Origin of the sequence: uncultured Massilia sp., from assembly GCF_913773735.1 — a bacterium.
Taxonomy (GTDB): Bacteria; Pseudomonadota; Gammaproteobacteria; order Burkholderiales; family Burkholderiaceae_D; genus Telluria.
Genome location: NZ_CAJYEB010000022.1, coordinates 146,871 through 166,806, shown reverse-complemented (window position 1 = coordinate 166,806; position 19,936 = coordinate 146,871). Strand labels below are relative to the sequence as shown.

General features: G+C 72.7%; 14 protein-coding genes. 4 read left to right on the top strand and 10 right to left on the bottom strand.

Annotated elements, in window-relative coordinates; all coding sequences use genetic code 11:
* Positions 1 to 61: 61 nt before the first annotated feature.
* The 6 genes from galK to QZ749_RS09455 all read right to left on the bottom strand — a co-directional run bounded on the left by galK (position 62) and on the right by QZ749_RS09455 (position 6,809).
* Positions 62 to 1,225: a galactokinase gene (galK, locus tag QZ749_RS09480; protein ID WP_296945815.1), complete on the bottom strand. Its 1,164-nt coding sequence runs from the start codon at positions 1,223 to 1,225 to the stop codon at positions 62 to 64.
* 16 nt (positions 1,226 to 1,241) lie between these two features.
* Positions 1,242 to 2,294, bottom strand: coding sequence for a UDP-glucose--hexose-1-phosphate uridylyltransferase (locus QZ749_RS09475; protein ID WP_296945813.1), 1,053 nt, complete (start codon positions 2,292 to 2,294; stop codon positions 1,242 to 1,244).
* Between the two features lie 220 nt (positions 2,295 to 2,514).
* Positions 2,515 to 3,660: an FMN-dependent L-lactate dehydrogenase LldD gene (gene lldD, locus QZ749_RS09470; RefSeq protein ID WP_296945811.1), complete on the bottom strand. Its 1,146-nt coding sequence runs from the start codon at positions 3,658 to 3,660 to the stop codon at positions 2,515 to 2,517.
* Positions 3,661 to 3,778: 118 nt separating this feature from the next.
* A complete protein-coding gene (locus tag QZ749_RS09465) occupies positions 3,779 to 4,621 on the bottom strand; it encodes a hypothetical protein (RefSeq protein ID WP_296945810.1) in 843 nt (280 codons plus the stop codon).
* A 137-nt stretch (positions 4,622 to 4,758) separates the two neighbouring features.
* Positions 4,759 to 5,445: a response regulator transcription factor gene (locus QZ749_RS09460; RefSeq protein ID WP_296945807.1), complete on the bottom strand. Its 687-nt coding sequence runs from the start codon at positions 5,443 to 5,445 to the stop codon at positions 4,759 to 4,761.
* Positions 5,445 to 6,809 (bottom strand): histidine kinase, encoded by a 1,365-nt coding sequence (locus QZ749_RS09455; protein ID WP_296945804.1) that lies wholly within the window; start codon positions 6,807 to 6,809, stop codon positions 5,445 to 5,447. Before QZ749_RS09455 ends, QZ749_RS09460 begins: the two co-directional genes overlap by 1 nt.
* A gap of 242 nt (positions 6,810 to 7,051) precedes the next feature.
* Between QZ749_RS09455 and QZ749_RS09450 the strand changes: the two genes are divergently transcribed.
* Genes QZ749_RS09450 through QZ749_RS09435 form a run of 4 tightly spaced genes read left to right on the top strand, consistent with a single transcriptional unit; the run spans position 7,052 to position 13,512 of the window.
* Positions 7,052 to 8,233, top strand: a complete 1,182-nt coding sequence (locus QZ749_RS09450) for an efflux RND transporter periplasmic adaptor subunit (RefSeq protein ID WP_296945803.1) — start codon at positions 7,052 to 7,054, stop codon at positions 8,231 to 8,233.
* Positions 8,234 to 8,244: 11 nt separating this feature from the next.
* Positions 8,245 to 11,403: an efflux RND transporter permease subunit gene (locus tag QZ749_RS09445; protein ID WP_296945801.1), complete on the top strand. Its 3,159-nt coding sequence runs from the start codon at positions 8,245 to 8,247 to the stop codon at positions 11,401 to 11,403.
* Position 11,404: 1 nt separating this feature from the next.
* The gene (locus tag QZ749_RS09440; protein ID WP_296945800.1) at positions 11,405 to 12,091 is read left to right on the top strand and encodes a response regulator transcription factor; all 687 of its coding nucleotides are present in this window, start codon (positions 11,405 to 11,407) and stop codon (positions 12,089 to 12,091) included.
* Positions 12,088 to 13,512, top strand: a complete 1,425-nt coding sequence (locus QZ749_RS09435) for a HAMP domain-containing sensor histidine kinase (protein ID WP_296945798.1) — start codon at positions 12,088 to 12,090, stop codon at positions 13,510 to 13,512. Before QZ749_RS09440 ends, QZ749_RS09435 begins: the two co-directional genes overlap by 4 nt.
* 217 nt (positions 13,513 to 13,729) lie before the next feature.
* Here QZ749_RS09435 and QZ749_RS09430 read toward each other — a convergent pair whose 3' ends face one another.
* From QZ749_RS09430 to QZ749_RS09415, 4 genes are all read right to left on the bottom strand, one after another.
* A complete protein-coding gene (locus QZ749_RS09430; protein WP_296945796.1) occupies positions 13,730 to 16,909 on the bottom strand; it encodes an efflux RND transporter permease subunit in 3,180 nt (1,059 codons plus the stop codon).
* Between the two features lie 13 nt (positions 16,910 to 16,922).
* Positions 16,923 to 18,131 (bottom strand): efflux RND transporter periplasmic adaptor subunit, encoded by a 1,209-nt coding sequence (locus tag QZ749_RS09425; protein WP_296945794.1) that lies wholly within the window; start codon positions 18,129 to 18,131, stop codon positions 16,923 to 16,925.
* Positions 18,128 to 19,414, bottom strand: coding sequence for a TolC family protein (locus QZ749_RS09420; protein ID WP_296945792.1), 1,287 nt, complete (start codon positions 19,412 to 19,414; stop codon positions 18,128 to 18,130). Before QZ749_RS09420 ends, QZ749_RS09425 begins: the two co-directional genes overlap by 4 nt.
* Before the next feature lie 111 nt (positions 19,415 to 19,525).
* Positions 19,526 to 19,900 carry a hypothetical protein gene (locus QZ749_RS09415; RefSeq protein WP_296945790.1) on the bottom strand — a complete coding sequence of 125 codons (375 nt, stop codon included), beginning with the start codon at positions 19,898 to 19,900 and terminating at the stop codon, positions 19,526 to 19,528.
* Between the last annotated feature and the right edge of the window lie 36 nt (positions 19,901 to 19,936).

The window sequence follows — 19,936 nt, the reverse complement described above, 5'->3', positions numbered from 1 at the left end:
CCCGACGCCCGGCTACGCGGCGAAATTCGGCCCCGGCCTGCGCCGGGGCGACGCGCCTGTATCAGCGGTCGACGACGCCGGCCCCCGCCGCCGCCTTGCACACATAGATGGTCGATTGCTCGCCGCCCGGCGCCCGGTAGTCGCGCAGCACGGCGGCGCGCACGTCCTCCACCAGGCCCTGCGGCACCACGGCCACCACGCAGCCGCCGAACCCGCCGCCCGTCATGCGCACGCCGCCGGCCTCGCCGATCACGCCGCCCACGATCTCGACCAGGCGGTCGATCGGCGGCACGGTGATCTCGAAGTCGTCGCGCATCGACACATGCGACGCCGCCATCAGCTTGCCCATGCGCGCCAGGTCGCCGGCGGCGAGCGCCTCCGCCGCCGCCAGCACGCGCGCGTTCTCCGTGATCACGTGGCGCGCGCGCCGGAACGTCACCGGGTCCAGGCCGGCGCCGCGCGAGGCCAGCAGCGCCATGTCGGCGTCGCGCAGCGCGGGCACGCCCAGGTGGCGCGCGGCCGCCTCGCATTGCTGGCGGCGCGTGTTGTACTCGCTGTCGACCAGGCCGCGCTTGACGTGCGAGTGCAGGATCATGATGGCGGCGTCGTCGGGCACGGCCACCGGGCGCGTCTCCAGCGACCGGCAGTCGATCAGCAGCGCGTGGCCTTCGACGCCGGACGCCGAGATGATCTGGTCCATGTTGCCGCACTGGGTGCCGACGAAGTCGTTCTCGGCATGCTGGGCCACCAGGGCGATGTCGATCGGCGACAGGCCCTCCAGGCCCGGCAGGGTGGCGAACAGGCGGCCCACGGCCACGGTCAGCGAGGCCGACGAGGACAGGCCGGCGCCCTGCGGCACGTCGCCGGAGATGGCCATGTCCATGCCCTGCAGCGGCAGGCCGCGGCGCAGCAGCTCGCGCACGACGCCGCGCACGTAGTTGGCCCACATGGCGTCGTCGCGGCGCTCGATCGGCTGGTCCAGCGCGTATTCGTCGATGGCGCCGTCGTAGTCGGCGGCGAGCACGCGCACGATGCGGTCGTCGCGCGCGCGCGCGGCGATCACGGTGCGATAGTCGATCGCGCAGGGCAGCACCAGGCCGTCGTTGTAGTCGGTGTGCTCGCCGATCAGGTTGACCCGGCCCGGCGCCTGCACGGTCAGCGCGGGTTCGGCGCCGAACTGCGCGACGAAGGCGGCGCGGGTACGGGAAATCAGGGATTCGCTCATTGGTCTTGTCGGATGTTCAGGGTTGGGTCGGGTCGACGGCATGCAGATAGTGCACGTCGGGCAGCGCGCGCAGCCGGTCGGCGGCCTGTTCCGGGGTCAGGTCGCGCTGGGCCTCGGCCAGCATCTCGAAACCGACCATGAACTTGCGCACCGTCGCCGAGCGCAGCAGCGGCGGATAGAAGTGGGCGTGCAGCTGCCAGGGTGCGCTGTCGCTGCCGTCGTACGGCGCGCCGTGCCAGCCCATCGAGTACGGGAACGAGGTCTGGAACAGGTTGTCGTAGCGGGTGGTGAGCAGCTTGAGTGCCAGCGCCAGGTCGGCGCGCTGCTCCGGCGCCAGGTCTTCCAGGCGGCGCACGGCGAAGCGCGGCAGCAGGAGGATCTCGAACGGCCAGCTCGCCCAGTAGGGTACAACCGCGAGCCAGTGCGCGGTCTGCACGACGGTGCGCTCGCCCGACTCGGCCTCGCGCTGCGCGTAGTCCAGCAGCAGCGGGCGGCCGTGCGCAGCGAAGTAGTCGCGCTGCTTGCGGTCTTCCGCCGCCGGCAGGTTGGGCACGAAGCTCGACGCCCAGACCTGGCCGTGCGGGTGCGGGTTCGAGCACCCCATCACGGCGCCCTTGTTCTCGAATACCTGGACCCAGCGGTAGGTCTGCCCCAGCTCCGCGGTCTGGGCGCACCAGGTGTCGACCACCTGTTCGATCGCCGGCAGCGGCAGTTCCGGCAGCGTCTTGCCGTGGTCCGGCGAGAAGCAGATCACGCGGCTGGTACCGCGCACGCTCATCGTCTGGAACAGCGGATCGGTGGACGGTTCGGCCTCGGGCGTGTCGGGCAGCAGCGCCGCGAAATCGTTCTCGAACACATAGGTGCCCGTGTAGTCCGGATTCTTGACGCCGTTGACGCGGGTATTGCCCGCGCACAGGTAACACGTCGGATCGTGCGCCGGGCGCGGACCGTCGTCGACTTTTTCCTGCTGGCCCTGCCACGGGCGCTTGGCGCGGTGCGGCGAGACCAGCACGTAGTCGCCCGACAGCGGGTTGTAGCGGCGGTGCGGATGGTCTGATGGGTTGAACATGTTTCTCCTCTTTCTCGTTCGGTTCGAATCGGCCGGACCCGCCATCTTACACAGGCGCCGCCGGGATGGTCGAAACGCCAAGATGGCAAGTGCGGCAACAGGCGTTGCCGCAGCCGAACGGTGCGATGACGTGCGCGACCGGATGCGTTCCTTTATACCCCATGTGGCGCCACCGGCGGCGCATGGGGCGCCGCGTGGCGGCCGGCAGCGCTCCCCCGGCTCAGCCGGGCGCGCCGGCGGCCAGGATCTGCGGCCCGATGTCTCCCACCGACTTCACCCCGGTCAGCACCATCGCGGTGCGGATGTCCTTCTCGAAGATCGCCAGCAGGTTCGCCACGCCGGCCGCGCCGCCGACCGCCAGCGCATAGACATAGGCCCGCCCCAGCAGCACCCCGTCCGCCCCCAGCGCCAGCATGCGCACCACGTCCAGCCCCGTGCGCACGCCGGAATCGGCGAAGATCGTCAGCTCGCCCTTGACGGCGGCGGCGATCGCCGGCAGCGCCCTGGCGGTCGACAGCGCCCCGTCGAGCTGGCGTCCGCCGTGGTTCGACACCACGATGCCGTCGGCGCCGAAGGCTTGCGCGGCGCGCGCGTCGTCGGCGTCGAGGATGCCCTTGATGACCATCGGGCCGTCCCACTCGTCGCGGATCCACTGCAGGTCGGCCCAGTCGATGCCGGGGTCGAAGTTGGCGCCCAGCCAGCCGATGTAGTCGGCCAGGCCGGTCGGGTTGCCGCGGTAGGCCGAGATGTTGCCCAGGTCGTGCGGCCGCCCCAGCAGGCCGACGTCGAGGGCCCAGCGCGGACGGCGCACGGCCTGCCACATGCGGCGCAGCGGGCCGTGGCGGCCGCTCATGCCGGAATGGGCGTCGCGGTAGCGCGCGCCCGGCACCGGCATGTCGACGGTGAACACCAGCGTGCGCACGCCCAGCCGGCGCGCCCGTTCCAGGTAGTCGCGCATGAAGCCGCGGTCCTTGAGCACGTACAGCTGGGCCCAGGCACGGCGCTCGCACCCGGCGGCCACCTCGTCCAGCGCGCACACGGACACGGTGGACTGGATGAACGGGATGCCGCGCGCCGCGGCGGCGCGCGCCGCCTGCACCTCGCCGCGGCGGGCGTACATGCCGGCCAGGCCGATCGGCGCCAGCGCCAGCGGCAGGCCGTGGCGCTCGCCGAACCATGTCGTGCCCAGGTCGAGCTGCGCGGACCCCTTGAGCACGCGCTGGCGCAGCGCCACCTGCTGCAGGTCGCCGACGTTGGCGCGCAGCGTGCCCTCGGTGCCGGCGCCGCCGTCGAGGTAGTGGAACAGGAACGGCGGCAGCCTGCGGCGGGCGGCTTCGCGGTAGTCGGTGGCGGAGGAAATGATCATGGACAGGACGTGAACCGGGCCAAGCCCGTCGCCCTATTGTGCGTACGGATGCACGCACGCGCAAGTGCCGGCGGCCTCCCGCACCGGAAAGGACCGCGCGGCGGTGGGCAGGCCGGCGTCAGAACCGCACTTTCAGGTAGGCCGACGGCCCGGTCAGGCGCACGTCCAGGCTGGCGTCGCGCTCGGCGTCGCGGTTCAGGGAGATCTTCTGGGTGCCGTAGTCGACCATCAGGCCGACGTTCTGCACCGGATACCATTCCAGGCCGAGCGAGCCGCCGTAGATGTGGCCGTTGATGCGGCCGCCGTTCTTCTTGATGCCCGAGGCCTCGGCCACCATGCGCAGCTGCGGCGAGAACTGGTGGCGCCACGCCAGCTCGACCAGCGGCGCGAACGCGCTCTCGCTGTCGTGGCCGCTGAAGTCGACGGTCTCGGACACCCCGGCGCTCGTGGTCGCGGTGGCGGTGCCACGGCCGTCGTAGGCGGCGCGGTAGTAGGCCGCGCCCAGTCCGACGCCGAAGACATCGTTGCCGCGGCCCATCCAGAACTTGTAGGCCAGCTTGGCCAGGTCCAGTTCCAGTTTGGCGCTGCCGCTGGCGCTGCCGGTGACGGTCTGGCCGTCGACGACGGCGCTGCCGGCGTACTCCGGCGAATACGATTTGTGGTAGCGGAAGTAGTCCAGCGACAGGCCGTGCGAATCGCCGATCAGCATCTCGGCCTTCACGCGCGGCAGCGTGGTGTGGTCGGCCTCGCCTTCGGGCGTGCGCACGTTGCCGTACTGCGTCTCGGCGTCCACCTTGACCTTGGGTTCGACGTAGAAGCCGCCGGCGGCGATGCTGAAGCGGTCCAGCGCCGGCGCGGCCTGGGCAAAGGCGGCATTGCTGGCGCCCAGCAGCGACAGGGTCGCGCAAGCGGCCAGCGGGAGGGTGCGGAAGAAGGAAGTGGCGGAAGTCGTGCGTGTCATGGTGTTGGCCTTTAGTCGATGTCGATCCACCGCATGCGTCGGGATCCATGCGGAATAGATGCATTTATGCTAATGCGCACGATTGGGACCGACCTTGTACGAAAGTACAATATCCGGTCGGCCGCGCGGCCGATGCGTCAGTCGGTGTCGGCTGCCGTCACCAGGCCGTGGCGCCAGGCGAAGGCAACGGCCTCGGTGCGGTCGTGCAGGCCGAGCTTGGCCAGCACGCTGCTGACGTGGGCCTTGACGGTGCGCTCGGTGATGTCGAGCGAGGCCGCGATGCGCAGGTTGCTGGCGCCCTTGGCCAGTTCGGCCAGCACGTCCAGTTCGCGCGGGGTGAGTGCGTGGAACGGGTCCTGGCGCGCGCCGCGCGTGCGCAGCATGTCGACCATGCCGGCGGTGACCGACGGATGGATCACCGGCGTGCCGGCGGCGATGCGCGCGAGCGCGTCGAGGATCTCGTCGCCGCCCATCGACTTGAGCAGGAAGGACTGGGCGCCCGCCTCCAGCGCGGCGAAGGCGGCCTTGCGGTCCTGGCTCGACGTCAGCACGACGATCTGCGCCGCGGGCAGCAGCGCGCGCAGGATGCGGATCGCGCCCGCCGTCGGCATGCCCGGCATCAGGAGGTCGATGACGACGATGTCGGGACGCGCGCGCTCGGCCGCCGCGATCGCGCCGTCGCCGTCGGCGGCGTGGACGATCTCGCCGTACTGGCCGGAGATGGCCAGCAGGCTGGCCAGGCCCTCGCGCACCACGGCGTGGTCGTCGACGAGCAGGATGGACGGCGCCGCGGCGGCCTGGCGCGAAGGAAGGACGGTGGACATCAGGCGGGGACTTTCTCCGGTTCGAGGTGGAAGGCAACGCTCACGCGGGTGCCGGCGCCGGGACCGCTGTCGACGTGGAAGGCGCCGCCCGGCAGCGCGTGCGCGCGGGCGCGCATGTTCACCAGGCCCATGCCGACGCCGGCGCCCGCGCGCGGGTCGAACCCCTGGCCGTCGTCGCGCACGGCCAGCAGGTAGCCGGCGCCGCTGGCCGACAGCGTCACCGCCAGGGCGCGTGCGTGCGCGTGCTCGCGCGCGTTGGCGACGGCTTCGATGGCGATCAGGAGCACCTGCTGCGTGACGTGGGGGGCGCCGCGCAGCGCGGCGTCGACCGCGTCGGGGATGTCGAGCGTCCAGCCGATGCCGGCGCCGCCCAGCAGCGCCGGCACTTCCTCGGCCAGCACCGCGCGCACGCCGCGCTCGGCCAGCGTGGCGCCGGACAGGCGCTGGATCACGCCGGCCAGGTCGCTCTGCAGCTGGCGCACCAGCCGCACCGACGTGGCGACGAGGTGCTCGCGCTGCCCGGGCGCCGTCGCGGCGGCGGACTTGAGCGCCGTCAGTTGCAGGCTGAGGGCGAAGGCGCGCTGCTTGGCCGTGTCGTGCAGTTCGCGCGCCAGGCGGTTGCGTTCCTCGGCCGCGGCCAGGTCCTGCTTGACGCGGATGACTTCCTCGAACGAGTCGGCCAGGCGGTTGAACGAGCGCGCGAGGTCGCCGAATTCGTCGGGCGTGGCGTCGACGATGCGGGTACGGGTGTCGCCATGCGTCCAGGCGCGCGCCGCGCGCTGGGCGCGGCGGATGCGCCGCACCAGCAGCGGCACCAGCGTCAGCGCGCACAGCAGGTTCAGGACGACGATGAAGGAAAAACCGACGGTCCAGGTGGCGCTGGGCGAATGGGCCATGGCGCCGACCGGCCCGTGCAGCCGCAGGCGCAAGGCCAGGCGCGCGCCGCCCGCGTCGAGCGCGGCGCGGTAGCCGCGCTTGCGGCCCGTGTCCGTGCGGACCGCGCCGCCGGGCGTCGGCGCGACGTCCACGGCGGGAACGCCGCGCGGATAGGTGCAGGCGGCGCCCCCGGCGTCGACGTAGGTGACGGCGGCGCGTCCGTCGGCCAGCAGCCGCGCCAGGGCATTGGCGCCGTCGCTGGGCAGCGTCCCGGGCGGCAGCAGGTCGGCCAGCAGCAGGCGCAGCCCGTACGCGCAGGCGGCCGGGTCGCGCGCCGCGGCGCGCAGCAGCGGCGCGGCGGCAACGAAGGAGGCGCGCGCATGCGTCACGAAGGCGGGCGATTCGAGCGCGTCGCGGGTGCGGGCGGCCTCGATCACGTGCATGGCGATGCCGAACGCCGCCATGCCGACGCTGGAGGCACAGAACATTGCGATGAGAAAGCGCCAGAACATGCAGGACCGCGGGCCGGAAAGATTGTCAACAGGCAAAGGTCGATTATAGGGCGGGCGCCGCCGCGAGGCGCGCACGGCAGGAACGCATGGCCCCGCCCCCGGCAAGGACGTCTCGCGCTAACATTAACGAAATTTAATGAATTGCTCACCCCCGTTTAAGGCGCGGGACGGCATAGTGCAGTTCCAGATCCATCCTCGCCAACCCGACCACCGACTCCATGCCTCCGATGACCCACCGGTTCCGCAGCGCGCTGGCGATCGCCGCCGGCGCCGCCATTACCCTGGCGCTGTCCGCCTGCAAGCGCGACGACAAGCCCGCCCCCGCCCCCGTTCCCGAAGTGACCGTGCTGACGCTGCGCCCGGCGAGCGTGCCGCTCAGCGTCGACCTGCCGGGCCGCACCGCGCCCTTCCTGCTGGCGGAGGTGCGCGCCCGGGTCGACGGCATCGTGCAGGAGCGCAGCTTCGTCGAGGGCGCGGACGTGCGCCAGGGCCAGCCGCTGTACCGCATCGACCCGGCGCCCTACCAGGCCGCGCTGGCCAGCGCCCAGGCCGCCCTGCTGCGCGCCGAGGCCAACCTGGCGACGGCCGGCGCGAAGCGCAAGCGCTACGATGCGCTGGTCGGCAGCAATGCGATCAGCAAGCAAGAATACGACGACGCCAAGGCCGACGAGCAGCAGGCCGCCGCCGACGTCGCCGGCGCCAGGGCCGCGGCGACCACCGCCCGCATCAACCTGGGCTACACCAACGTCAGCGCGCCGATCGCCGGCCGCAGCACCGTCTCGCAGGTGACCAAGGGCGCCTACGTGCAGGGCGGCTCGGCCACCCTGCTGACGACCATCCAGCAGATCGACCCGATGTACGTCGACCTGCAGCAGTCCAGCGTCGAGGGCCTGGCGCTGCGCCGCGAGATCGCCGCCGGCAACGTGCGCATGGACGGCCCGGACCGCGCCCGGGTCAGCCTGCGGCTGGAAGACGGCAGCACCTACGCGCGCACCGGCACGCTGGAAGTGAGCGGCGTGAACGTCGATCCGGCCACCGGCTCGGTCACGCTGCGCGCGCGCTTCCCGAACCCCGACCACCTGCTCCTGCCGGGCATGTTCGTGCACGCCGCGGTCAGCCAGGGCGTGCGCCAGAACGCGCTGCGCGTGCCGGCGCCGGCGGTGACGCGCAACCAGCAGGGCCTGGCGACCGTGATGCTGGTCGGCGCCGACGGCAAGACCGTGCAGCGCACGATCCGCACCGGCGCCCTGGTCGACGGCCAGTGGCTGGTCGACGCCGGCCTGCAGGAGGGCGAGCGGGTGGTCGTCAGCGGCGTGCAGAAGCTGCGGCCGGGCATCGCGGTGAAGGTGCGCGACGCCGCCGCCGCGCCGGCGGCGGCGCCCGCCACGGCGCAGCGCTGAGGAGCCGGCCGATGGCACAATTCTTCATCCGCCGGCCGATCTTCGCGATCGTCATCTCCATCCTCGTCATGCTGGTGGGCGCGCTGGCGCTGCACCGCATGCCGATCGAGCAGTACCCGCCGGTGGCCCCGCCCACGGTGCAGATCGCCGCGTCGTTCCCGGGCGCCTCGGCCGAGACCATGCAGAACACGGTGGTGCAGGTGATCGAGCAGCAGATGACGGCGATCGACAACCTGCTCTACATGGCGTCCTCCAGCGACGACACCGGCCAGTCGACCACGACGCTGACGTTCGCGGCCGGCACCGATCCCGACATCGCCCAGGTCCAGGTACAAAATAAACTGCAGTCGGCCGTGCCGCGCCTGCCGGCCGACGTGCAGCAGTCGGGCCTGCGCGTGACCAAGTCGACCAGCGACTTCCTGATGGTGGCGGCGTTCGTCTCCGACGACGACAGCATGACCAAGTTCGACATCGCCAATTACGTGGCCTCGAACGTGCAGGATCCGCTCAGCCGCATTCCCGGCGTGGGCAGCATGAACCTGTTCGGCACCCAGTACGCGATGCGGATCTGGCTCGACCCCGTCAAGCTGCGCAGCTACGCGCTCACGCCGCTGGACGTGAACGCCGCCATCCAGGCCCAGAACGTACAGGTTTCCGGCGGCCAGCTGGGCGGCGTGCCGGCGGTGGCGGGCCAGGCGCTGAACGCCACCATCAGCCAGGCCAGCCTGCTGCGCACGCCCGAGCAGTTCCGCCGCATCCTGCTGAAGGTGCAGCCGGACGGCGCCAGCGTGCGCATCGGCGACGTGGCGCGCGTCGCGCTCGGCCCGGAAAACTACAACGTCGACACGCGCTACAGCGGCAAGTCGGCGTCCGGCCTGGGCATCTCGCTGGCGCCCGGCGCCAACGCCCTGGCCACCGCGCAGGCCGTGCGCCAGCGCCTGGACGAGCTCAAGCCCTTCTTCCCGCACGGCCTGCGCGTGGTCTACCCGAACGACGTCACCCCGTTCATCGAGGTCTCGATCCACGAGGTGCTCAAGACCCTGATCGAGGGCATCGTGCTGGTGTTCCTGGTGATGTACCTGTTCCTGCAGAACGTGCGCGCCACCCTGATCCCGTCGATCACGGTGCCGGTGGTGCTGCTGGGGACCTTCGGCATCATGGCGGCGCTGGGCTTCACGGTGAACACCCTGTCGATGTTCGGCCTGGTGCTGGCGATCGGCCTGCTGGTGGACGACGCCATCGTGGTGGTGGAGAACGTCGAGCGCGTGATGCACGAGGACGGCCTCGGGCCGCTGGAGGCGACGCAGAAGGCCATGGGCCAGATCAGCAGCGCGCTGATCGGCGTGGCGCTGGTGCTGTCGGCCGTGTTCGTGCCGGTGGCCTTTTCCAGCGGCACCGTGGGCGCGATCTACCGCGAGTTCTCGCTGACGGTGGTGGCCTCGATGCTGCTGTCGGTGTTCATCGCGCTGACGCTCACGCCCGCCCTGTGCGCCACGCTGCTGCGCAAGCCCGACCCCGGCCATGCGCACAAGCGCGGGTTCTTCGGCTGGTTCAACCGCGCGTTCGAAGCCAGCCGCGACCGCTACCTGGGCGGCGTCACCCGCATCCTCGACCGGCGCGGCCTGTGGATGATCCTGTACGTGGTGCTGATCGGCGTGGTCGCCCTGCTGTTCGCGCGCCTGCCGGGCGGCTTCCTGCCGAAGGAAGACCAGGGCTACATGTTCGTGCAGGTCCAGACCCCGGCCGGCAGCACCACGGAAATGACCGGCAAGGCGCTCGAAGACGTCAACCAGTACCTGCTGAAGGACGAGGCGGCGCTGGTCGACTCCACCTTCATGACCAACGGCGCCAGCCAGCCGAACCGCGGCCAGAACCAGGGCCGCCTGTTCGTGCGCCTGAAGCCGTGGGACGAACGCAAGGGCGACGCCTCGACCGTGGCGGCGCTGAGCGAGCGCATCGCGGCGCGCTACGCCGGCTACCAGGGCGCCCAGGTGACGCCGGTCGAGCCGCCGGCGATCCGCGGCCTGGGTTCCGCCACCGGCTTCTCGCTGCAGTTGCAGGACCGCGGCGGCCTGGGCCACGACGCCCTGGCGCAGGCGCGCGACCGCCTGCTGGAACTGGCGAAGCAGGAGCCGGGCCTGGCGCGCGTGCGCTTCTCGGGACAGCCCGACAACGCCACCTACAAGATCGAGATCGACCACGAGAAGGCCGCGGCGCTGGGCGTGAACCTGTCCGACGTCGACCAGATCTTCGCCACCGCCTGGGGTTCGCGCTACGTCAACAACTTCTTCGACACCGACAACCGCATCAAGCGCGTCTACGTGCAGGCCGACGCCCGGTTCCGCATGAACCCGGACGACATCAAGCTGCTCTACGCGCGCAACAAGGCCGGCGACATGGTGCCCTTCTCCGCCTTCGCCAGCGCGCACTGGAGCTGGGGTTCGCCCTCCATGCAGCGCTACAACGGCATCGAGTCGGCCGAGATCCAGGGCCAGCCGGCCCCCGGCCACAGCACCGGCGAGGCGATGGACACGATGACGCGCCTGATGCGGCAGCTGCCGGCCGGCATCGGCTTCGAGTGGAGCGGCATCTCGCTGCAGCAGGTCCAGGCCGGCAACCAGGCGCCGCTGCTGTACGCGCTGTCGATCCTGGTGGTGTTCCTGAGCCTGGCCGCGCTGTACGAGAGCTGGGCGATCCCGGTGTCGGTCATCATGGTGGTGCCGGTCGGCGTGCTGGGCGCGCTCGGCGCCGCCAGCGCCTTCGGCATGGAGAACGACGTGTTCTTCCAGGTCGGCCTGCTCACGACCATCGGCCTGTCGGCCAAGAACGCGATCCTGATCGTGGAATTCGCGCGCGAGCTGCAGCTGCAGGGCCGCGGCGTGGTCGAGGCGGCGCTGGAAGCGTCCAAGCTGCGCCTGCGCCCGATCGTCATGACCTCGATGGCCTTCGTGCTGGGCGTGCTGCCGCTGGCGCTGGCCAGCGGCGCCGGCTCGGGCAGCCAGAACGCGCTGGGCATCGGCGTGATCGGCGGCATGCTGACGGCGACCTTCCTGGCCACCTTCCTGATCCCGCTGTTCTTCGTGCTGATCGCCGGGCGCCTGGGCAAGCCCGGGGCCGACGCTCCGGGCGCCGCGCCCGCCGTCGCGCTGGAAAAACGGGAGGCGAGCTGACATGAAACTGCTGCTGGTCGAAGACAACGAGCGCGTCGCGCGCTTCGTCAAGAAAGGGCTGGGCGAGGCCGGGCACACGGTCGACCATGCCGACAACGGCCGCGACGGCCTGTACCTGGCCGTCAGCGAGACCTACGACGCCATCGTCATGGACCGCATGCTGCCCGGCGGCGTGGACGGCCTGGCCATCGTCGCCGCGCTGCGCGCCCAGGGCAACGGCGTGCCGATCCTGATCCTGTCGGCGCTGGACGGCGTGGACGACCGCATCCTGGGGCTCAAGCGCGGCGGCGACGACTACCTGGTCAAGCCCTTCGCGTTCGGCGAGCTGCTGGCGCGCCTGGACGCCCTGCTGCGCCGCTCGCAGAGCCAGTCGCAGGCGCCGGAAACCACGCTGGCGCTGGCCGACCTGAGCGTCGACATGCTGGCGCACAAGGTCGTGCGCGGCGGCCGCGCCATCGCGCTGCAGCCGCGCGAATTCAAGCTGCTGGCCTACCTGCTGCGCCACGCCAACCAGGTCGTGACCCGCACCATGCTGCTGGAGAACGTCTGGGACTACCACTTCGACCCGCAGACCAACGTCATCGACGTCCACATCAGCAAGCTGCGCCAGAAGATCGACGCCGGCTTCGACACGCCGCTGCTGCGCACCGTGCGCAATGCCGGCTACATGCTGACCGACCGGCCATGAGCTGGCCGTCCCTGTCGCGGCCGTCCCGGATGCGGCTGCCCGGCTTTTCGGCGCGCACCGTCGCCGTCGCCTACGCGGCCGGCACCCTGCTGGTGCTGGCCATGTTCGCGGCGCCGCTGTGGTACGCCTGGCACACCAACATCCAGCAGGTGCGCACGGAGCTGATCAAGTCCGACGCCACGCGCCTGGCCGGCCTGTTCGAGCGCAGCGGGCCGCAGGCGCTGGCCGCCGCCATCGACACCCAGGTCATCGGCACCATCGACGGCATCAGCAAGAGCATGCTGCTGGTCGGACCGGACGGCGCCCGCCTGGCCGGCAACCTGGCGCGCTGGCCGGACGGCGTGCCGGAGCGCGACGGCGTCTGCACGCTGGCGATCCGCGTGGACGGCGCGCCGCGCAGCGTCGAACTGGTGCGCGTCACCCTCGCCGGCGGCTACCGGCTGCTCGTCGCCAGCAATACCCACCGCTTCGAGGAGCTGGAGCGGCTGTTCGCCTACGGCCTGCTGGGATGCGCCGCCACCGTGGTGGCGGGCGCGGTGCTGGGCGCGGTACTGGTCCGGCGCGCGCTGCTGGCGCGCGTGCAGGGCATCGGCCAGACCACCGCCGCCATCATCGAGGGCAAGCTGTCGCGCCGCCTGCCGGAGCCGGGCCCCGGCGACGGCGACGAGCTGCAGCTGCTGACGCGCACGGTGAACCGCATGCTCGACCAGATCGAGCAGCTGGTGACCGGCGTGCAGGACGTCTCGAACGCCATCGCGCACGACCTGCGCACGCCGCTGTCCGAACTGCGCGCGCGCCTGGAAGAACTGGCGGTCGAGCGGCCGCCGGCCGAGCAGGCGTTCGCCGAGATCGACGCCGCCATCGACGACGTCGACCGGGTGATGGCCGTGTTCAATGCGCTGCTGCGCCTGGCCGAGATCGACAGCGGCAGCCGGCGCGGCGGCTTCGTCTCGGTCGACCTCGGGCGGCTCGGCGCCGAGGTGGCCGAATTCTACCTGCCGGTGGCGGAACTGAAGGACATCGCCCTGACGTTCGCGCCCGAGGGCGTGCTGCAGGCCACCGGCGACCCGGTGCTGCTGGCCCAGGCGCTGGGCAACCTGGTGGAGAACGCGCTCAAGTATGCGCCACAGCGCGGCACCATCGCGATCTCGGCGCGGCGCCGCGCCGGCGCCGTGGAGCTGGCCGTGGCCGACGACGGCCCCGGCATCGCCGAGGCCGAGCGGCCGAAGGTCGCGCAGCGTTTCTACCGCGGCGACGCCAGCCGCGGCACGCCCGGCGTCGGCCTCGGCCTGAGCGTGGTGTCGGCCGTGGCACGCCTGCACGGCGGCGCGCTGCTGCTGGAAGACAACCGGCCGGGGCTGCGGGCGACGCTGCGCATTCCCGTGCCGGCGGACGGCGAGGTCCACGGCGCGTCCGCCTGAGCCGCGGCGCGCGAGCTGGATGGCACCAGCCCGGGCGCGACGCGGTGTTCCGCGACAGGCCGGGCGGCCTGCTGCTCGGCGCCCCGGTGACCGACCAGCACGTGCGCATCGACGACCTGGCGCCGACGCCGATGATCGACCAGGGCGGGACGCCGCCGGTGGACCCGCGCGTGCAGCGGCCCATGGCCACCACCGGCGCCACCGTGGCGCCGCCGGGCTACCAGCCCGGCTCGCCGCCGTGCGCGGAGCCCGCCGCGACACCCTGGGCCGCGGGCCCGGCGCGGCGGTGCGCCATGCGGTACAGCAGCGGCAACACCAGCAGCGTCAGCGCGGTCGACGACAGGATGCCGCCGATGACCACCGTGGCCAGCGGCCGCTGCACCTCGGCGCCGGTGCCGGTGGCCAGCGCCATCGGCACGAAGCCCAGCGACGCGACCAGCGCCGTCATCAGCACCGGACGCAGGCGCACCAGCGCGCCCTCGACGATCGCCTCGTCCAGCCCCATCCCGCGCGCGCGCAGCGCGCGGATGAACGAGATCATCACCAGGCCGTTCAGCACCGCCACGCCGGACAGCGCGATGAAGCCGACCGCCGCCGTGATCGACAGCGGGATCCCGCGCAGGGCCAGCGCGGCCACGCCGCCGGTCAACGCGAACGGGATGCCGGTGAACACCAGCAGGCCGTCCTTGAGGTTGCCGAACATGAGGAACAGCAGCGCCAGCACGAGCGCCAGCGCCAGCGGCACCACCAGCGCCAGGCGCCGCGTGGCCGACTGCAGCTGCTCGAAGGTGCCGCCCCAGCCGGTCCAGTAGCCCGGCGGCAGCGCCACCGTGCGCGCGATCGCCGCCTGCGCCTCGGCCACGAAGCTGCCGACGTCGCGCCCGCGCACATTGGCCCCGACCACGATGCGGCGCTTGCCGTCCTCGCGGCTGACCTGGTTCGGGCCCGGCGCGAACGCCAGCGTCGCCACCTCGGCCAGCGGCACGTAGGACACCTTGCCGTCGGCGCCCGCCGGCAGCGCGATCGGCAGGCGCCGCAGCGCGTCGACGTCGCCGCGCAGCGCCTCCGGCAGGCGCACCAGGATGTCGAAGCGGCGATCGCCCTCGAACACGACGCCGGCACGGCGCCCGCCGGTGGCGGCGGCGACGGCCTCCTGCACGTCGGCGATGTTCAGCCCGTAGCGCGCCGCCGTCTCGCGCACGACGGCCACCGACAGCATCGGCAGGCCCTCGGTCTGCTCGACCTTGACCTCGGCCGCGCCGGGAATGCGCTGCAGCACGGCGGCGACCTGCGCCCCGGCGCGGGCCAGCACCGCCATGTCGTCGCCATAGACCTTCACGGCCACGTCGCTGCGCACGCCGGAAATCAGCTCGTTGAAACGCAGCTGGATCGGCTGGGAGAACTCGAAGGCGTTCCCGGCGTAGCGCCCGGCCTCGGCGCGGATCGCCGCCACCAGCTCGGCCCGGGTCTTCTTCGGCGCCGGCCAGGCCGACTCGGGCTTGAGCATGATGTAGCCGTCCGAGACGTTCTGCGGCATCGGGTCGGACGCGATTTCCGCCGTGCCGGTGCGCGCGAACACCCGCTCGATCTCGGGGAACTTCGCCGTCAGGCCGGTCTCCAGCGCCTTCTGCATCTCCAGCGACGCGCTCAGGCTGGTGGCCGGGATGCGCAGCGCCTGCATCGCGACGTCGCCCTCGTCCAGGTGGGGAATGAATTCGCTGCCCAGGCGCGTGGCCAGCAGGCCGGACAGGACCACCAGCACCACGGCCGCCGTCGCCACCGCCGCGCCGTTGCGCAGCACCGCGGCCAGCAGCGGCGCGTAGGCGGAGCGCGCCAGCGCCACCAGGCGGTTGTCGCGCTCCGCCACGCGCGCGCCGAGGAACAGGGCGACGGCGGCCGGCACGAAGGTCACCGACAGCAGCATCGCCCCGGCCAGCGCCAGCACGACGGTGATGGCCATCGGGTGGAACATCCTGCCCTCGACGCCGCCCAGCGCGAAGATCGGCAGGTACACCACCATGATGATCAGCTGGCCGAACAGCAGCGGCCGGCGCGCCTCGCGCGCCGCCTCGAACACCTGCGCGAAGCGCTCCGGCGCCGTCAGCGCGCGCCCGCGTTCCCGCTGCGCGTGCGCCAGGCGCCGCACGCAGTTCTCGACGATCACCACGGCGCCGTCGACGATGATGCCGAAGTCCAGCGCGCCCAGGCTCATCAGGTTGGCGCTGACCCCGTACGCGGCCATGCCGGCGAAGGTGAACAGCATCGCCAGCGGGATCACCAGCGCCGCGACCAGCGCGGCGCGCAGGTTGCCGAGGAACAGGAACAGGATGGCGACGACCAGCGCCGCGCCTTCCAGCAGGTTCTTCCTGACGGTGGCGATGGCCTTGTCGACCAGCGTCGTGCGGTCGTACACGGAGACCAGGCGCACGCCCGGCGGCAGCGTGGCGGCCACCCGGTCGATCCGCTGCGCCACCGCGCGCGCCACGGTGCGGCTGTTCTCGCCGACCAGCATGAACGCCGTTCCCAGCACTACCTCACGCCCGTTCTCGGTGGCCGCGCCGGTGCGCAGCTCGCGTCCCAGGCCCACCTGCGCCACGTCGCGCACGCGCACCGGCACGCCGCGCACGTGGGCGACGACGGTGTCGCGGATGTCGTCCAGGCTGCGCACCTGGCCCGGCGCGCGCACCAGGAACTGCTCGCCGCCGCGCTCGATGTAGCCGGCGCCGACGTTGCCGTTGTTGCGCTCGATGGCCTCGGCCACCGCGGCCAGCGTCAGGCCGTAGGAACTCAGCCGGCCCGGATCCGGGGTGATGTGGTACGCCTTCGCGTAGCCGCCGATCGTGTTGATCTCGGTGACGCCCGCTACCTGGCGCAGCTGCGGCTTGACGATCCAGTCCTGGACCTCGCGCAGGTCGGCCAGCGTGTACGGCGTGCCGTCGGCCTTCCTGGCGCCCGGCGCGCTCTCGACGGTCCACAGGTAGATCTCGCCCAGGCCGGTCGAGATCGGGCCCATGGCCGGCGTCACGCCCGGCGGCAGCCCGGCGCGGGCTTCCTGGAGGCGCTGGTTGACCAGCTGGCGCGCGAAATGCAGGTCGGTGCCGTCGCGGAACACGGCGGTGACCTGCGACAGGCCGTAGCGCGACAGCGAACGGGTCTGCTCCAGCCCCGGCAGGCCGGCCAGCACCGCCTCGACCGGGTAGGTCACGCGCTGCTCGACTTCCAGCGGCGCGTAGCCCTCGGCCGCGGTATTGACCTGGACCTGGACGTTGGTGATGTCCGGGACCGCGTCGATCGGCAGGCGCTGGTAGCCGTGGACGCCGACGGCCGCCAGCGCAAGCGCGGCGACCATCACCAGCCAGCGCTGCCGGATGGCGCCCAGGATGATGCGCTCGAACATGGATGGGTTCTGCTCAATGGCCATGGTCGGCACCGTCCTTGCCCTGTTCCGCCTTCAGGACGAAGCTGCCGGCGGCGGCGACGGTCTCGCCGGCGCGCAGGCCGGCGCGGATCTCGGCGAACCTGCCGTCGGCGGCGCCGACGGTCACCTGGCGCGCGCGCAAGCCCTGCGCGCCGCGCACGAACACGACCGTCCGGTCCTCGACCGTCTGCAGCGCGGCCGCGGGTACGGCCACCACCACTTGGCGCGGCGCCTGCGCCAGCTCGACGTCGACGAACAGTCCCGGGCGCCAGGCCAGTCCCGGGTTGGGCAGCTCGACGCGCGCGCTGGCCGAGCGGGTCTGCTCGCCCACCAGCGCGCCGACGTAGGCGACCCGCCCGGTGGCGCTCGCCCCGGTCGCCGCCGCCGTCACCCGCGCATCGGCGCCCACGCGCACGGCGTCCAGGTCGCGCGGCGTGACGATCACGTCGACCCAGACCCGCGCCAGGTCCGACAGCAGGAACACGTTGGCGTCTTCCTTGACCGCCTCGCCCAGGCTGATGTGCTTCTCGACGATCATGCCGTCGAAGGGCGCGCGCAGCGCGTAGCGGTTGAGGGCGCCGGCCGGCTCCGCCCCCTGCGCCACGCCCAGCGCGGTCAGCTTGGACTCGGCATTGCGCACGGCGATCTCCGCTTCCTGCCACGCCTGGTGCGCCTGCAAATAATCCTGCTCGGCCGAGATCCGGTCCTGCCACAGCGTCTTCTCGCGCTCGTACAGCGTGCGCGCCAGCGCCAGCCGCGTGCGCGCCGCGTCCAGGGTGCTGCGCATCTCGGCCAGTTGCGGGCTGGAGATGACGGCCAGCACCTGCCCCTTGCGCACCGACTGGCCCAGCCGCGCCGGCACCGCCTCGGCCACGCCCGGCAGGCGCGGCACCACGTGCGCCGTGCGGTCGTCGTCGAAGCGCACCTCGCCCGGCAGGCGCACGCTGGTGGCGATGGTCGCCGGTCCCGCCACCGCGAACGCGATGCCGGCGCGCGCGATCTGCGCCGCGTCGAGGCGCACCACCTCGTCGGCTGCGGGCGCACCGGACGGCGCGCTTGCCGCGGGCGCATCCGCGTGCCCGGCCCCGCCGGAGGCCGCGGGCCCGGTCTTCCATGACAGGATGGCGGCGGCCAGCACCACGCCCACGGCGACGATCGCCGCGACGGCTTTCCAGGGTCTTGCCTGCTGCGGGGCGGTCATCGGAGCGCTCCTTCATGGTAGTCGGCATCCGCGTCGGCGGGGCGGGTGGGAACGAGGCGCTGCAGCTCGGCGAGCGCGCGGTAGCGGTCGGCCAGCGCGCGCAGCGCCTGGGTGCGGGCCTGGAACAGCGTGCGCTGGGCGTCGAGCACGTCGGTGAACGCGAACTTGCCGAGCTCGAAGCCGGTGACGGCCGCGTCGTAGGCACCCTGGGCCGCGGGCACGATGCGCTCGCGCAGCGCGTCCTGCTGGGCGGCGGCGAGCTGCGCGCGCTCGTAGGCGTCGGCCAGCGCCGCGCGCAGGCGCAGGCGCTCGGCCTCGAGCTCGTCGCGCGCCTGGTCGGTGCGGCGCAGCGCCGCCAGCAGGTTGCCCTGGTTGCGGTCGAACAGCGGCAGCGGCACGGCGACGCCGAGCACGCCCTGGCTGCGTCCCGCGTCGCGCTCGCGCTGGGCGCCCACGCTCAGCGTCACGTCCGGGACGCGGCGCGTGCGTTCCAGCTGCGCCCGGGCCGCGTGCCCGTCCAGCGCCGCGTGCGCCGCGCGCAGCTGCGGCGCGTCCTCCAGCCGCGCCTGCAGGTCGTCCCAGGGCGGCAGCCGCAGCAGCGCCGCATCCGGTTCGTCCAGTGCCTGCGTGAAGGGTGCGGTCGCGCCCCACAGCGCCGCCAGGCGGCGCCGGGACAGGGCCAGGTCGGCGCGGGCCTGCTCGAGGTCGAGGCGGGCGCCCGCTTCGGCGACCGCCGACCGGGTTTCCTCGACCGGCGACAGCTTGCCGGCGGCCACGCGCCGGCCGGTGACCAGCGTCGCGCGGTGCGCCAGGTCGACCGCGGCGAGCGCCAGCGCCTGGCGTTCCTGCGCGGTGAGCGCGTCGAGGTAGGCCGCGACGACGTCGGCGCGCAGTTCGGCGCGGCGCACGGCGACCTGGGCCAGCGCGGCGCCGCGCTCCTGCCGCGCGACGGCGACACGGGCCGCGCGCTTGCCGCCCAGCTCCAGCACCTGGCTGAGCTGGGCCGTCTCGGTACGGGTCCGGCGCTCGGTGCCTTCGGTGGACACCGACAGTTCGGGATTGGGGCGCGCGCCGGCCTGCAGCACGGCGCCGTCGGCGATGCCGACCGCGCGTGTCGCCGCGCGCAGCGACGGGTTGGCCGCCATGGCCATGGCGACGGCCCGCTCGAGCGTCAGCGCCGGCGGGGAGGTCGATACGGATTGCTGCCCCATCGCATGGGCAGCGGGGACGGCGGCCTGCCACGACAGCAGCGCCGCCCCCAGCACGAGGTGCATGGATTGCATGATGACTCCGGTGACGATAGGGATGACATAGCCGGCGGCAGCCCAGGGCGCGCGCGAGCGCGCCGTGCGATATCGGTGAAGCGGGGTCGCAGGGACCGGGTCAGCCGCGGATCAGGCGCGGCCGGCCCATTGGGGACGTTCGGGAGGCGGTGCGAAGACGGAGGCCGGCAGCGCCGGCGCGCCGGCCGGCGCGGCGGCCCCGGCGCCCGGGCCGAACGGCAACGCGGCGAGGTCCGGCGCCGCCAGCGCGATGTGTGCGCAGGAGACGCAGTGCACGTCGTGCACGGCGGACGGCTTGGCGGGATCGGGCGCGTCGGCGGCGTGCGCCAGTTCGTCGGCGTCGGCGGCATGCCGGTGGTGCCCGAGGTGGTTCGCGGCGCGGCCCGATTCGTGCATGCAGTACGCCGTCACGACGTTCCAGCTGAGCTGGAAGGCCATCACGAGCATGAGGACGTGCAGGCAGCGGTGGGCGAGGCGGCGGACCATGGTGGGCCGAGTATAGCATGCGGCCGGCGCGCCCCA